Genomic DNA, 15,663 nt, shown 5'->3' with positions numbered 1-15,663 from the left:
CAAAATTACTCATAAATGTAGCTATGTATTGCTATTAATTGTAGTATGTGGATAAGTTGTTAGGCTGATTTCGAAGTTGAAAAGTTTGATAAGTTGATTTTAAAAGCGACAAAACACAATGCACGCCAACCTCAACGCCGCAGAAATTCAAGAGAGTTACGGCGAACGTTTCCGTTCAAGAATGAGAGAATTTTTTTTAATTTGGTGGGGTTTGAGGCGTCTAGTGCGGATAAGAGGAGCTAGGCTAATGGAAGAAATTGACTTTAATAAGAAATAATAGTAAGTCTGTTTTCGGACAGCTGATTTCTTTAATAGACGATTCTTTGGTAAGAAAAGAGGTCAAAAAATGTGATTCAGATCGTTACATCAAACGATTTACCACAAAGGACCATTTGATAAGTATGCTTTTTTGTTCATTTTCAAAGTGTATATCACTTCGGCAAATATCTGGTGCAATGCTTGGTCTATCAGGAAAAACGATTGGTTTTCAGCAGATTTAATTGTGTTTAGATGGTCAATCCTTTGTTTGCTGTGCTAAAGAAGAAACTAAAGCGCAATTGGGCATTTTCAAATTTGGTCAGATTCTGTAAAATCCATCTTTTCAATTACATCAATGTAATGAAATTTCTAGAAAACCCGGAAAAAGACTGGATTATTGATAAAGCTGAGCAAGAACAATTATCTTTTAATTGGTAGCTGATTTCGAAAAATCATAAAACACGAAAATTAAAATCAAGTGGTTTTATCTTTTATCGGCCATTAATGATTTTTAAGTCACCATCAAAGGAGTTTAATCGTTCGTCTCTAAAAGCTTTTTTAAAAAACACAGAACTAAGACTCAGAATACCACCAAAAGAAAAGCGATTGAAAATAGAATTAAATCTATTAACAACCGCTTATTCTTAAAGCCCTCAAGATTTAGTTTAGTTTGCTTTGGATAGCTAAATCTAAATTTGTTCTTTCACAGGTGAGGATCCAAAACAGTCAATTTCTAACTATGATGAAAATTTATAATTATTAATAACCAGGATTTTGCACAATATTTGAATTGGCATCAAGCTCAGCGCGGGGTATAGGGTGTATTCTTCGGAAATCTCCATAAGGAATTGTTTGTTGAATGTTCTGCTCTGGATCAACCTTAATGATGTCCAATTTTAACCGCTGTAGATCCCAAAAATATAGCCCTTCAAAAAGAAATTCTTTTCTTCTTTCTTTCAAAATATTGTCAATGGTTGCCACAGTGTAAGTTTCTGCATTTCTGTTTTCAGGAATCATATTTAAATAAGCAAGAGCCATTAGTGGTTCATTCAGCTTCATTTGGGCTTCGGCCATATTCAGAATCACCTCCTCGTACCTAAATAAGGTGACATTTGAACTTCTCTCTGGATATTTTCTTAGGTTTCTCAGCCTGAGGTTAGAGCCTACTTGTTCGGTTCCCAAAATATTCTTCCTTACATCGTTTGCGCTGTAAAGTAGATTATAGGCGTTCGGAGTCACAGAGATATCTCCATAAGAAGCGCCTCTATAAATGAATTCCAAGCCATTAATTCCTTCGTTATCAGTGCTATCAAAAGCCAGTTCAAATATTGAGTTTTTGGCACTACCAGTTGCAAAGGAGCTAACGTATTGGTCTTCAGTGATAATGGAGTATAGCTTGGAGTTGATAACCGCTAGTGAAGCATCTCTTGCAACTTCCCACATTTCAAACCAAACTGCCATTCTAGATTCTAATGCCTTTGAAGTATACTTAGAAATAAACACTTTTGAATCATCGAAAAAATCATCACTCATAAATTCAAAGGCGTTTTTAACATCAATAAACAATTGAGTTTTGTTGTCCACAATAGTTCCACGAGAAGGGATTCCATCCCCTGCTTTGAATTCCAGTAAATAAGGCACGCCTAAACCAGATCCACCATCAACATACTGTTGTCCATATACCTTAACAAGATCAAAATGTGCTAATGCTCTTATAGCATATGCTTGCCCTTGAAGATGTTTTGCATAGTCTCCATTTGCCGAAAAATCTTTGAGACTTGCAATATCCGTATTTATGATAATGTTCGCACTGGCAATGACTGCATAAGCATTGTCCCAAATATATTGACCATTTGAATTATAGGCAAATGTTGCTTCTGTTGTAAAACGACCAGATCTTCCATTAGCCCAGGTATTAGGAGTGCGGACTTCATTAGTTACAATATAGTCACGACCATAATACTCAAAGTTGGTCATTCTGTTATAGGCTCCTTTAAGGATGCCTTCAAGATCGGCAGTTGTAACAATTGCTTCACTGCCTTCTTTATTTTGTTCCAAGGTAGGGTTTAGGTCCTCAGTGGTGCACGAACCCATGAGCACAGGAATGGCTATGAGTAAGGTAAATACTATTTTATTGATTATTTTTTTCATAATATTTTAAAAATTAAAATTAACACCTAAAATGACGGATTTGGTGGGTGGAGTGAACATATCTGTGAATCCTGAAGCATTTACCTCAGGGTCCCATACAAGGTTATCATCCTTGACCCAGGTTAGCAAGTTTGTTCCACGAATATAGATTCTTCCATTATTTATGCCCGCAGCCTTGTTGATTTGATCAGAAAAATCATAACCAAAAGTTAGGTTTCTTAGTCTCGCAAAGGCTCCGTCGAATAGAAATTTGGAGTTGTATCTCCATGGCTCATAACTATTCTGTACTTTGGCATATCTTGTAACATCCCCTGGATTTTGCCATCTGTCTAATACCGTGTTTATGCCTTGATATAAATTAAGAGAATAGGCATTCCCTTGGTGGGTGTATAAATGCCAAGACTCATAAACTTTATGACCACCTTGGTAAAATCCGCTTGCGTCAATAAAGAAACCTTTATAATCTACATGAAAATTTAGGCCAGCAGTAACCTCGGGAAGTGCGCTTCCTCCCTGGAAAGCTTTTGCCGCCTGATTAAAGTTGGTAGTTGTTTCTCCGTCCTTTCCATTAAGATACCATTCATCAACTCCGGTATTAGGATTAACTCCCGACCATGTTGGCATATACCAGGCATATGCAGGTTCACCAACTTCTACGCGTTGGGTAACGGTGGTAATGGTGATGTCCTTCCCGGCAGCATCTTTAGCCAATTCTAGGACTTCATTCTTGTTAACTGCTATATTTCCTCCCAAGGTTAAATTAAAACCCTCTGATCTCACAATAGCATAACTCAATTCAGCTTCAAACCCTTTATTGCTCATTCGGCCAATATTCCTGGTTTGTTGATTAAACCCTGTGGTGAAAGATAATGGCACATCTAAAAGAAGATTCTTAGACTCTCTTGAGTAATAGGCTATAGATCCATCCAATCTGTTTTCCAAGAAGGCGAAATCGATGCCAAGATCAAGCGTGTGGCTCGTTTCCCAAGTTAAATCGCTATTTCCATATTGTGACGGGAAAGCAGCTGCAGTACCGCCGTAATTAGTGCTATATCCGAATAGAACCTGATATTTATTTAAATCAATATTTGCATTACCGGTGACGCCGTAAGAAGCACGTAATTTCAGCATGTTTACATTTGTATAGTCTTCCAAAAAGGCGGCTCTATGTAAGTTCCAGGCAGCACCAACGGAATAAAAATCACCCCATCGATTTTCAGGACTGAATCTTGAATTTCCCTCTCTTCTATAAGTTCCGTTTAACACATAGGTGTTATCGAAAGAGTAAGAAGCGGTTCCCATATAAGACGCAACTGACCAATCTGTAAATTGAGAAGATGCAAGAGTTGGAGAACCTGCTGACGCAAGATTTGATAATCCGTCAGTACCAAATTCTTCTCCATCTGCTTCTAACAAATACCTTCTGTTTTTTTGGTACTCCTGTAAAACGGTAAAGTCTAAAGAATGAGGACCTGTTAACCATTTATAATCCAATCTGTTTTGAAACACATAACTGGTAGAGCTATTGTGCGATTGATACCCATATCCATTGGTGCCCGCGCCATCACCGGATATTCGGTTTCTGTATCTTTTATAATTTGTAATGCGATAATCGATAGAAGCTCTACTGCTAAAGGATAAGTTTTCAACAGGAGTCTGCCAGGTTATAGAATTATTTGAAAGAATTCGGGTGAGCCTGTTGATATCAATATCATTTTCAGCAACCCACAAAGGGTTTGGCAAATTTGTATTAAGATTGATTGACCCATCTTTATTATAGGGTTCATAAGTGGGCGGCATAAAAAACTTAACTGCACGAGGAGAAGAGAAATAAGCGCTTCCTTCTAAAGTGCCATCCTGGTAACTGTGTGATGCCGTATTTGAAGTGCTAAATGATAGTTTCTCATTAAATTTCTTTGTAAGGTTTAATGATCCTGAAACACGTTGAAAATCTGAACCTATTACTGTGGCTTCTTGATCAAAATATCCAACGGAGGCATAAAAATTATGATCTTCTCCGCCTCCAGTGACTGAAAGGTTGTGTTCTTGAATAGGTGCATTACTATTGGTAATTACCTTTGCCCAATTGGCTTCAGGCCTTCCTGCCTCATTCCAAACCACATAATCGTTTCCGAATGAATTTAAATTATTGAGGTAAAATTGCTTTGCATCACCCTTAGTAAATCCATTACTGGCCCCATAACTATTATAGAGGGATTCATAAAACAACATTTCTCTTTCTGCTGCGGTCAGAACCTGCGGTCCTTTTATCGCGTCATTCGAATAACCAAAAGATGAACTTGCATTATAGGTCGTTTTTCCAGCTGCTCCATTTTTAGTGGTTATGACTATAACTCCATTTGCTCCACGTGCACCATAAGCCGCAGTTGAGGAAGCGTCCTTAAGAACTGTTATACTTGAAATATCGTTAGTATTCAAACTTGCCAGAGCAGACAGCGACGATCCACTAGCAGAACCACTCACGTTTTCATTCGTGATTGGGACGCCATCTATAACATAAAGAGGGCTGTTGCCCGCAGTAATGGAGCTTCTTCCTCTGATACGGATGTCAGCAGTAGCTCCAGGCGTACCCGAAGTCGTGCTCACATTCAATCCAGCCACTTTCCCCTGTAAAGCCTGATCAACAGAAACAGTGGTTGTCTGTCGTAATACTTCTGAGCCTAATTGAACTGCAGAACCTGTCATATCATCCTTTCGTTTTGATATGTACCCCATTATAATTACCTCCTCCAATGCTGCAGTGTCGACTAACATGGTAACATTTACATTGCTTGAGTTTCCAACGGTAATTTGTTGCATTGCAAATCCTACATACTTAAAGATCAAAATTTGTTCTTTAGAAGCCTGGATGGTAAAGTTACCATCAAAATCGGTTAAAGTACCTGAATTCGTTCCTTGAACTTGTACAGTTACACCTACCATAGGCAAGCCTTCTTCGTCGGTAACGGTTCCTGAAACGGCTTTTTGCTGCGCAAAGGTAAGTTGCGCCAACACCACTAATAAAAGGGTAAAAATTCCATTTAATTTTCTTTCCATTATGTTGATATTTTAAATTCTTATTTAACAAACATTATATATTTTTTTTAAATAAATCAACTTTTTAATCCTGAATATGTTAAATTTTTAACAATACGATATTATAGTATTAGTTGTGGATAATAGCCTATTATTATAATCAGGGTGATGCCTCTAAATTTGTTTTTATCAGAACATGTTTATCGGTTTTGAATACATATTTGTTTAGTGAACACGTGCGGTGGATTTCGGTGTATTCAATTCATCACATTCCATACAATAAAACACTCGTGCACTATATGAGTGTAAGTGATTGATATTCAGTTAATTTAAAGTCATTGCAAATGATAACAGGAAAAAATTATATCGGAAAAACGTTAAAAGCCAGTGGTGATAAAACACATCACACCATAAATCCGAAGCTTAATATTCAAAATCCAACAGCATTTTATGAAGCAACTTCTGATGAGGTTGATGAAGCTGTTGAATTGGCTTGGGGTGCATTTAAAATCTACAGAAAAGTTTCTGGTGCGAAAAGAGCAGCGTTTTTAAATGCTATTGCCGATGAGATATTGGCTTTGGATCAGGAATTGATTGATGCGTACACTACAGAATCCGGATTGCCAGAAGCCAGAGCGATTGGCGAACGTGGAAGAACCATATTTCAATTGCGCGCTTTCGCAGACTTGGTAGAAAATGAAGATTGGAGAGAAAACACAATTGACGAGGCAATGCCAGAAAGGGCGCCCATGCCTAAAGATGATTTAAGACGTACACTAATCCCACTAGGTCCAGTAGTGGTGTTTGCGGCAAGTAATTTTCCTTTGGCTTTTTCGACTGCAGGAGGAGATACCGCGAGCGCATTGGCCGCCGGATGCCCAGTTATTGTTAAGGCACATGCCATGCATTCAGGCACTGCTGAGTTAGTGGCTTCGGCCATTATTAAAGCAGCGGAAAAAACTGGAATGCCAAATGGCGTTTTTTCAAATATTATGGGACGTGGAAGAACGGTTGGGGTTAAATTAGTAAAGCACGATAAGGTTAAAGCAGTAGGCTTTACGGGAAGTATTTCAGGAGGTAGGGCTCTTTTCGATATAGCCTCTCAACGTAAAGTGCCAATTCCCGTTTTTGCTGAGATGGGAAGTATTAATCCTGTAATTATAACTTCAAAAGCCATAGAAAATAGGTCTGAAGCTGTTGCAACAGCTTTTGCTGGCTCTATTACTACGGGGGCAGGACAATTTTGTACCAAACCTGGATTGTTATTAACTATTGAAGATGATAAAACACAACAGTTCATCAACGATTTAGCTAAAAAAACAATAGCTATTGCTCCGCAGTATATGTTGCATCCAGACATAAAGAAAGCATTTGTTGAAAATGTAAATATTGTGTCTTCTCAAGCGGGAACTGTGGTCGTTGCGAAAGTTGAGCAAACTATCGACGCGAACGAAGCGCCTTCACAAATAACAAGTGTTTCAGGGAAAGTGTTTTTGGCAAACCCGAAATTACATCTTGAAGCATTTGGACCATTTGCATTAGTGGTTAGGGCCAAAGATCAAGAGGAGTTAATCGAAATTATTAATGGATTGGACGGGCAATTAACGGGAACTATAATTGCCGAAAAAGAAGATTATGTTCATCTTTACGATGTTATTGATGCGCTTGAAAATAGAGTGGGTCGAATCATTTTTAATGGCGTCCCAACAGGCGTTGAGGTGTGTCCATCAATGCAGCACGGCGGTCCATATCCAGCATCAACCGATTCAAGATTTACATCGGTAGGAACCAACGCCATAAAACGATGGGTCCGACCAGTGAGTTATCAGTCTTTCCCTAATGAGTTATTGCCAATCGCTTTAAAGCGATAGAGGTCTAACGAGGATCTGATCTGAAAGACTAAAAGTCCTGAATTGTAGCGACCAATAATACTAAGAATCAAAACTATAAAATTTACCCTAATGAAGTTAATAAAGCAATGAATAGAAACACATTTGTTTGTATTGACGCACATACTTGCGGAAATCCAGTAAGAGTAATTAAAGAGGGCGGGCCTCATTTAGTTGGAAAAACGATGAGTGAAAAACGCCAACATTTCTTAAAGGAATATGATTGGATTCGTAAAGGCCTGATGTTTGAGCCTCGTGGGCACGATATGATGAGTGGGAGCATTCTTTATCCGCCCCATAACCCCGAAAATGATTTTGCCATTTTATTTATTGAGACCTCAGGTTGTTTGCCCATGTGCGGACATGGTACAATTGGCACAATAACCATAGTGATTGAAGAAGGGTTAATAACGCCAAAGGTTCCAGGACGGATACGCATGGAGGCGCCTGCAGGATTAGTGGAAATTGAATATAAGAAAACAGGAAACAAAGTGGATTGGGTACGTTTAACCAACGTTAAAAGTTATTTAGCCGCCGAGGGTTTAACCATTGACTGTCCTGAATTGGGGCAACTTACTTTCGATGTGTCTTATGGCGGAAATTATTATGCCATTATAGATCCACAGCAGAATTTTTCAGGAGTACAAAATTTTACCGCGGGTAAATTGATTCAATATTCTCAAGTTTTGAGAGATAAGATCAATCAAAAATATCCGAATATGTTTGTACATCCAGAAAATGAATCTATCAAGGATGTATCACATATACTATGGACAGGAAAACCGACGGATGCAACGTCTACAGCAAAAAACGCCGTTTTTTATGGCGATAAAGCTATTGATAGAAGTCCTTGCGGCACAGGTACCTCCGCGGTTATGGCCCAACGCCATGCAAAAGGTTCTTTGAAAAAAGGAGAGGAATTCATCCACGAAAGTTTTATAGGTAGTAAGTTTGTAGGGATAGTGGTTGAAGAGACCACATTAGACGGAAAGCCAGCCATTATTCCAAGTGTGCAAGGTTGGGCAAAAGTGTATGGCTATAACACTATTATTATTGATGAAGATGATCCGTATGCATTTGGATTTCAGGTCATTTAAAAATTAGATAAGATGAAGTATTTTTATTATGTTTTTTTTCTGCTGATATTATCAGCGCCATTACAGTCGCAAAATTTAACCCAAGAAGATTATGGAAGAGCGGTAAGTTATTTAAATGATAATCTTAACAATAAAACAATTTTCAATACCCACACCTCTGTCAATTGGTTTGAGAATGGTTTAGGCCTGTGGTTTATCGAGTATTCTGGAAAGGGAAAAGTTTATAAAACAGTTGATTTCAAAGAACATAAGGTCAAACCATTATTTGACCATGGAAAGCTATCTGAAGCATTTCAAAAAACCTTTGGAGAAGAAATTAAACCGACGGATTTTTCACTTCGGAACATTGAGTATGATGACGAAAAACATTTGTCTTTTCTGAGTCTGGGCAAGGCTTATGTTTTGAATTTAGAAAATTACAGCCTTCAGATTAAGGAAGAAAGTAAAGTGGCGGAGACGCCATTTGAAAGTAAATCGCCTAATGGTAAATGGATCGCTTATACGGAAGATTATAATCTTTATATAAAATCTACTGAATCAAATGAAGTTCACCAATTAAGTTTTGATGGTAAGAAGGGCTATGAGTATGGAACTTATTATGGCTGGTATGATATCATAGAAGGTGAAAATGGAGAGCGTCCAAGACGTTTTGCCGTTAACTGGTCTCCAGATTCCAAATGGTTGTCAACCAAACGAATTGATTTAAGTATTGCCGAAAAAATGTATCTGCTCGATTGGAGTCAAGATTCTTTATACAAACCAAAGTTACTTTCCTATTATAGAGGATCGCCAGGAGATACAACCCTGGTAAAGGAAAGGGCCATTTTTTACAATATAGATACTAAAAAAGAGCAAAAAACGAATTTCCCAGAATTCACCCATTTGAATCGGTTCTCCATTAAATGGTCGGATAAATCTGGTGTTTTCTATGCAAATTATATTGAACGTGGTTACAAAAAGGAATATGTAAAAACTGTCGATTTAAACGCCCATACAGAGCGAACATTAATTGAAGAAACAAGTCCAACTAATATTGATAATTTCACATATTTTACTTTAGAAGAGAAAGGGAAATTAATTTTTCTTTCGGAAAGAAGTGGTTGGAGGCAATTATATAGTGTGGATTTAAAAACTTATGAAATTTCGGCACTTACCAAAGGAGATTTTTACGTTAACGACATCAGTTTCATTGATAAATCTTCTGGTGACATTTATGTTTTGGCCTCGGGGAAAGAAATTGGAAACAATCCATATCATCAACAGTTATATAAAGTTGCCTTAAAAGGGAAAATGACATTATTGACTCCAGAAAACACACATCATAGAGTGTCGTTTTCAAAAGATGGCAAATATTTTGTTGACAATTATTCCACCGTAAACATGCCAACAAAAACTGTTTTAAGAGCTTCGAAAACAGGTAGAATCATAACGCAATTGTCGGCGGCGGATATCGCTCATGTGGCGGCAAAAGGATGGAATTCGCCAGAAGTATTTCAACTTCTCGCTAAGGATAATAAAACGACCATTTACGGAGCGTTATGGAAACCTACAAATTTTGACGCCTCAAAATCCTATCCTTTAATTGATGCTACTTACACCGGACCGCATACGCAAAGGTTTCCGAAATCTTTTGATGTGGCATTTTCCAATCAGGCATTATCGGAATTAGGTTTTATCGTTATGCAAATGGATGGTTTAGGAACTTCGGGACGATCGAAGGCCTTTCATGACCATTCTTATAAGAACATGGAAAACAACTTAGAAGACCATGTTTTGGCAATCAAATATTTAGGCGAAAAATTCAGTTGGGTTGATACTGAAAGGGTGGGGATTTTTGGACATTCCGCTGGTGGTTACGATACGGGAAGAGCCATGTTAGGCTTTCCAGACTTTTTTAAGGTTGGGGTTGCAAGCGCAGCTGATCATGATTTTAGAATGGAAAAAGTGTGGTGGCCTGAGATGTACCAAGGATGGCCAGTTGATGAAACCTATGAGAAGGTATCAAATATCACAAATGCAAAGAATTTAAAAGGAAAACTCTTATTGGTTCATGGGGGGATTGATGAAAATGTAAACCCTTCAGCAACCTTCAAATTGGCCGAGGCTTTGGTAAATGCAGATAGGGATTTTGATATGTTGATCTTGCCAAGTCAGAGTCATGGTTTTGAAGGTAAAGCGCGGTCATATTTTATGAAAAGACAATGGAACTATTTTGTAGAACATCTATTGGGCGTAAAGCCGATTTGGGATTTTAATTTAGAATAAATGAACAAGGAAGTTATTATTATTGGCGGCGGAATTATCGGTTTATGTTCTGCTTATTATCTTCACAAGGAAGGTCATAAAGTATCTATTATAGATCAATCCAATTTAGATGCGGGCGCCTCCTACGTTAATGCCGGCTTTTTATCGCCTAGCCATTTTCTCCCCTTAGCAGCTCCCGGAGTAATGAAACAGGGAATTAAATGGATGTTTAATAAATCCAGTCCATTGTATATTAAACCACGATTGGATGCTGATTTTTTAAAATGGACCCTAGCCTTCAATAAATCCTGTACGGCGAAACATGTGAACAAATCCATTCCAATAATTAGAGACATTACCCTATTAAGCCAAGAACTGTATCGTAGTTTAAAGGAAGATGAAAATTTTCAATTTCAATACGAAAAAAAGGGATTGTTGATGTTGTGCCAATCTGAAAAGATGCTCGAAGAAGAAATTAAAGTAGCAGATTTAGCGCGCCAAATTGGATTAGAAGCTTCAGAAATCAGTCTCGAGGATTTGAAACAATTGCAACCTAATGTATCATTTAATATAATGGGCGCTACTTATTTTAAATGTGATTCGCATATGACCCCACAAGAGTTTATGACCGATATGAAAACCTATCTAAAAGGCTCTGGAGTTGAATTTTTTACCAATGAAAAGGTGACTGATATCGAATTGGAAAAAGGAAATATCACCTCTATTAAAACCAACAGAAAAAACTATCAAGCCGATGAGTTCGTTCTTGCTGCAGGTTCTTGGAGTGCATTATTAGGTAAAAAACTATCTTTGCAATTGTTATTACAAGCTGGAAAAGGGTATCGAATGAATACAAATCAAGATACGGGGATATCCATTCCAGCCATATTGTCCGAAGCAAAAGTAGCGGTTACACCAATGAATGGGTTCACACGATTTGCGGGGACAATGGAAATAGCAGGGATTAATCATGATATTAATGCAGCAAGAGTTGATGCCATTGCCAATGCCGTAACCAACTATTATCCTGGAATCCTATTAAATCAGGAGGAAAAGGATAATGTACAGGCGGGGTTGCGACCGGTATCACCTGACGGCTTGCCTTATATAGGAAGGTCAAAGAAGTGTCTTAACCTAACTATAGCAACAGGACATGCCATGATGGGCTGGGGGATGGGCTCTGCTACTGGGAAATTGGTTTCAGAGGTCATTTCAAATAAAGAAACCTCATTAAATCTAGCCCCATTTAATCCCGATAGAACCTTTTAAAATTCAAGAAAACATGAAAACAAATGGAATCGGTAGGAGTACAATTGAAGCCGAATTAAGTGCTATTGTACCAAATGCACATTTAGTAGAACCAATACAAAAAAGCGAGTTTTATTCGCGCATTGAGAAAGCTTGTAAATTAATGCAAGATCAAAAAGGGCAAGTGATGTATTTACATGCCGGGACAAATCTGTACTATTTTACAGGAACCAAATGGAATTCCAGCGAACGTTTGGTTGGTGCGTTGCTATTTCCAAATGGAAGTTTGCACTATATCGCTCCTAAATTTGAAGAAGGAACAATTTTAGATTTTATGGAGGTGGAAGGGACAATCCATTGTTGGGAAGAACACGAAAGTCCTTATCAATTATTGGCTCAGGTATGCTCTGAAAATGGTGTGAATAATGGTACCGTTTTTATTGATGAGAGCACGCCTTTTTTTATTAGCGATGGTATTGCAAAAGCAAATTCGAAATTTGAACTTGTTAACGCTAAACCTATAACTGCAGGTTGCAGAATGGTGAAATCTGAAGCTGAAATTGCTATCATTCAGCATGCCATGAACATTACATTAGAAGTACAGAAAGCTGTTGCTAGAATCCTACATGTTGGTATAAGCGCTAAAGAAGTAACCGATTTTATTCACGAAGCACATAAGCGTTATGGGGTTTCTTCAGGGTCTTATTTTTGCATTGTGTTGTTTGGTGTGGATAGCTCTTTTCCGCATGGCGTAAAGGCTCCTAAGAATTTGGAAGACGGAGAAGTTGTGTTAATAGATACTGGTTGTCAATTGCATGGTTATCTCTCTGATATTACGCGCACCTATGTGTTTGGTGCAATTAACGAATTGCAAAGACGTATTTGGAATGTAGAAAAAGAAACCCAATTGGCAGCCTTTAGAGCCGCCCAGTTAGGAAACACTTTTTCATCTATAGATGATGCTTCAAGGGTGGTTATAGAAGCGCACGGTCTTGGACCTGATTATGATTTGCCAGGGCTGCCTCATCGTACAGGGCATGGTATTGGATTGGATATTCACGAATGGCCTTATGTGGTTAGAAATGAAGAGACAGTTTTAGAGCCAGGCATGTGTTTTAGTGTAGAGCCTATGCTATGTGTGCCAGACCAATTTGGAATTCGACATGAAGACCATATATATATGACGAATCAGGGACCAAAATGGTTCACAGAACCTATGCAGTCTATCGAGAATCCGTTCGGAGTATAAATTTAAGTCTTTGTTGACTCAAGGACAGTAGCACAGATCGAGCATTTCAATTGAAATTATACTTTTCTCTAATTCATAGAAGTTTATAATTGATTGAGATGCTCTTTTTTAGTGGTTGATAGTGAGGGGTGATGTTTTGGCAGCAGCTCATTTTCAATTTGTAAACTTCTAACTCAAATGTTTCAAAACACTGGAGTCCTTACCGATAAGCTAATAAAATCAATAAAAGATTAAGATTTGTCTTTTCTAAAATCGGAAGGAGTGTTTTTCTTTATTTCTTTAAATTGTCTATTGAAATTAGATATGTTTTTGAACCCCGATTCATAGGCTATTTCGGCAATGGTGTATTTATCCTTTGATAATAATAACTTAGTGGCATGTTCGACACGTAGTTCGGTTAAAAACTGGAAATACGTTTTATTTGTCCGTTTTTTAAAGTACTTGCAAAAGGCGTTTTTTGTCATGTTGGCCTTCTCAGAAACCGCTTCTAAAGAAATGTTAGTGTTGAAGTTGCTCATCGTGAATTCAAATATATTACGCATTCGATTTCCTTCATAGTCTGAATATTGTTTTTCATAAATAAAAGAAGACAAGCTTTTGTATTCACTATTAGATGCCAACTTTAAAACTTCCAACAAAATTAAGAACTGATCAAGTTTCTCGGAAGAGCGCAACTTTAAAAATAACTTCTCTATTTCTTCCTTATCTGAAATCACTTTAAAGCCATGTGTTGCTCTCGTGAAGAACGATTGTAAAGCCTTAGTCTCTTCCAATTCGAAAAATTTTTCACCAAAGGAGTTTTTGTTAAAGAACAAACTTAACATTTTCGATTGCTTATGAACGCTGGTGTCACTTTTAAGTAGATGTGGCAAATAGCCTCCAATGACCAAAATATCATTGGGTTTATAGAAATTGATGGTGTCTCCAACAATTAGCTTACCCTCACCTTTAATAACATAACTCACCTGAATCTCTTCATGTTGGTGTAATTGGTCATAGAATAATTCGCCTATATCTTCTTGATAAACTAAAGCATCATGTTCTGGTTTTGGTATTTTAAATGGCAGGACTTTCATTAGGTCTGATTTTATATATGATTTTTGAACAGACTGGTTTCTACAATAGGAGTCTGTTGTGATTTTTTCTAAAAATTATTAATAATGAGATTGGGTTGTGAGTCGGCCTCAAAACTACTCATAAAAAACATTATTTCTGACATGAAGGACAATATAGTATTAGCACTTGATAAATAAGCACTATCCCTCAATGTCTTTCTTAATTAGCTTTGTTATTATACATTAACATTAATAATACTAAAATTTATGACCGTAAAATGGGAAGGCATTATGCCAGCAGTCACAACAAAATTTAATGATGACGATACTTTAGATTTTGCAATGTTTGAAACCAATCTTAAAGCGCAACTTAATGCTGGTGTTCACGGCATTGTTTTGGGAGGTACTTTAGGTGAAGCGAGTACTTTGTCGGAAGCGGAGAAACGCAGTTTAACGAAAACGACCGTAGAGTTGGTTAATGGGAAAGTGCCTGTCATGATAACGCTGGCGGAGCAGTCTACAAAAAATGCGGTAAAGGCTGCAAATATGGCTGAAGAAGACGGTGCATCAGGCTTAATGATGTTGCCCCCAATGCGCTATAAGTCTACAGATAGAGAGACTTTGGAGTTTTTTAACTCGGTTGCTAAAAACACCTCTTTACCAATAATGGTGTACAATAATCCTGTGGATTATAAAATTGAAATCACCCATAAAATGTTTGATGAGTTATTAAAACATGACACTATACAAGCGGTAAAAGAGTCAACACGCGATACGATGAATATCACCAGAATAAAAAATCGTTTTGGTGATCGGTTAAAAATTATGACAGGAGTGGATACCATCGCTTTTGAAAGTATGGTGCTTGGAGCTGATGGTTGGGTGGCCGGATTAGTCTGTGCGTTTCCTGAAGAAACCGTTGCCATGTACGAGTTGATTAAAGCTGGTCGTATTAAGGAAGCCTTAGACATTCATAGATGGTTTATGCCTTTATTCGAATTGGATATTGTTCCAGAATTAGTGCAAAACATAAAATTGGCTGAGGTTTATACAGGTCTCGGTACTGAAAATGTACGTGCACCACGTTTACCGCTCAACGGAGAAGAAAGAAAATATGCCATAAAAACAATTGAGGATAGCCTAAAAACCAGGCCTACTTTACCAGATTACAAAAATCTCTAGTAGGTCAATCATTTACTTAATATTTGGCATTGATCATTAAATCGAAGCTAATAATCTGTATTGAGGTTTATACAGGTAAGGGTACTTAAAAATGTACGAGCACCACGTTTACCGTTAATCGGAAACGAAAAAAATATGCTATAAAGACATTTGAGGATAGTCTAAAAGGCCTACTTTACCAGATTACAAAAATCTCTAGTAGGCCTATCCTTTAATTAGTATTTATTATTTAAAATTAAATAGAATGAATCCAG

Annotated in this window: 10 protein-coding genes; 7 read left to right on the top strand and 3 right to left on the bottom strand. The window is 37.5% G+C overall.

The genetic code is table 11. From position 1 onward, the window contains the following. The first annotated feature begins 257 nt into the window (after positions 1-257). Complete coding sequence (locus ACOH2D_RS16345) at positions 258-500, top strand: DUF4372 domain-containing protein (protein ID WP_449535908.1); 243 nt, start codon at positions 258-260, stop codon at positions 498-500. 517 nt (positions 501-1,017) lie between these two features. Here the strand turns inward: ACOH2D_RS16345 and ACOH2D_RS16340 are convergent. Both ACOH2D_RS16340 and ACOH2D_RS16335 read right to left on the bottom strand, forming a co-directional pair. Further along, complete coding sequence (locus tag ACOH2D_RS16340; RefSeq protein ID WP_348036967.1) at positions 1,018-2,409, bottom strand: RagB/SusD family nutrient uptake outer membrane protein; 1,392 nt, start codon at positions 2,407-2,409, stop codon at positions 1,018-1,020. Between the two features lie 6 nt (positions 2,410-2,415). Further along, positions 2,416-5,466 (bottom strand): SusC/RagA family TonB-linked outer membrane protein, encoded by a 3,051-nt coding sequence (locus ACOH2D_RS16335; RefSeq protein WP_348036965.1) that lies wholly within the window; start codon positions 5,464-5,466, stop codon positions 2,416-2,418. 323 nt (positions 5,467-5,789) lie between these two features. On the opposite strand from ACOH2D_RS16335, the gene ACOH2D_RS16330 reads away from it, so the two are divergent. From ACOH2D_RS16330 to ACOH2D_RS16310, 5 genes are all read left to right on the top strand, one after another. Then, positions 5,790-7,316 carry an aldehyde dehydrogenase (NADP(+)) gene (locus tag ACOH2D_RS16330; RefSeq protein ID WP_449535907.1) on the top strand — a complete coding sequence of 509 codons (1,527 nt, stop codon included), beginning with the start codon at positions 5,790-5,792 and terminating at the stop codon, positions 7,314-7,316. Positions 7,317-7,423: 107 nt separating this feature from the next. Then, positions 7,424-8,431, top strand: coding sequence for a 4-hydroxyproline epimerase (locus tag ACOH2D_RS16325; protein ID WP_449535906.1), 1,008 nt, complete (start codon positions 7,424-7,426; stop codon positions 8,429-8,431). Between the two features lie 12 nt (positions 8,432-8,443). After that, entirely contained in the window at positions 8,444-10,696 is a 2,253-nt protein-coding gene (locus ACOH2D_RS16320) for a prolyl oligopeptidase family serine peptidase (protein ID WP_449535905.1), read from the top strand. Continuing rightward, entirely contained in the window at positions 10,697-11,944 is a 1,248-nt protein-coding gene (locus tag ACOH2D_RS16315; protein WP_449535904.1) for an NAD(P)/FAD-dependent oxidoreductase, read from the top strand. It begins immediately after the preceding gene. A gap of 13 nt (positions 11,945-11,957) precedes the next feature. Next, a complete protein-coding gene (locus ACOH2D_RS16310) occupies positions 11,958-13,172 on the top strand; it encodes a M24 family metallopeptidase (RefSeq protein ID WP_449535903.1) in 1,215 nt (404 codons plus the stop codon). 230 nt (positions 13,173-13,402) lie between these two features. Here ACOH2D_RS16310 and ACOH2D_RS16305 read toward each other — a convergent pair whose 3' ends face one another. Then, positions 13,403-14,248, bottom strand: a complete 846-nt coding sequence (locus ACOH2D_RS16305; protein ID WP_449535902.1) for an AraC family transcriptional regulator — start codon at positions 14,246-14,248, stop codon at positions 13,403-13,405. Between the two features lie 246 nt (positions 14,249-14,494). On the opposite strand from ACOH2D_RS16305, the gene ACOH2D_RS16300 reads away from it, so the two are divergent. Beyond that, positions 14,495-15,409: a dihydrodipicolinate synthase family protein gene (locus ACOH2D_RS16300; RefSeq protein ID WP_449535901.1), complete on the top strand. Its 915-nt coding sequence runs from the start codon at positions 14,495-14,497 to the stop codon at positions 15,407-15,409. Positions 15,410-15,663 lie beyond the last annotated feature (254 nt).

It is taken from the genome of Gelidibacter sp. (assembly GCF_053579655.1).
Note: the sequence above shows the minus strand (reverse complement) of the source record. Positions and strands in the feature narration are given on the sequence as shown.

Excerpts from the sequence above, each read along its gene's own strand:
- ACOH2D_RS16305 (WP_449535902.1), bottom strand. The coding sequence starts at position 14,248 with ATGAAAGTCCTGCCATTTAAAATACCAAAACCAGAACATGATGCTTTA.
- ACOH2D_RS16335 (WP_348036965.1), bottom strand. The coding sequence starts at position 5,466 with ATGGAAAGAAAATTAAATGGAATTTTTACCCTTTTATTAGTGGTGTTG.
- ACOH2D_RS16340 (WP_348036967.1), bottom strand. The coding sequence starts at position 2,409 with ATGAAAAAAATAATCAATAAAATAGTATTTACCTTACTCATAGCCATT.
- ACOH2D_RS16310 (WP_449535903.1), top strand. The coding sequence starts at position 11,958 with ATGAAAACAAATGGAATCGGTAGGAGTACAATTGAAGCCGAATTAAGT.
- ACOH2D_RS16300 (WP_449535901.1), top strand. The coding sequence starts at position 14,495 with ATGACCGTAAAATGGGAAGGCATTATGCCAGCAGTCACAACAAAATTT.
- ACOH2D_RS16315 (WP_449535904.1), top strand. The coding sequence starts at position 10,697 with ATGAACAAGGAAGTTATTATTATTGGCGGCGGAATTATCGGTTTATGT.
- ACOH2D_RS16325 (WP_449535906.1), top strand. The coding sequence starts at position 7,424 with ATGAATAGAAACACATTTGTTTGTATTGACGCACATACTTGCGGAAAT.
- ACOH2D_RS16330 (WP_449535907.1), top strand. The coding sequence starts at position 5,790 with ATGATAACAGGAAAAAATTATATCGGAAAAACGTTAAAAGCCAGTGGT.
- ACOH2D_RS16320 (WP_449535905.1), top strand. The coding sequence starts at position 8,444 with ATGAAGTATTTTTATTATGTTTTTTTTCTGCTGATATTATCAGCGCCA.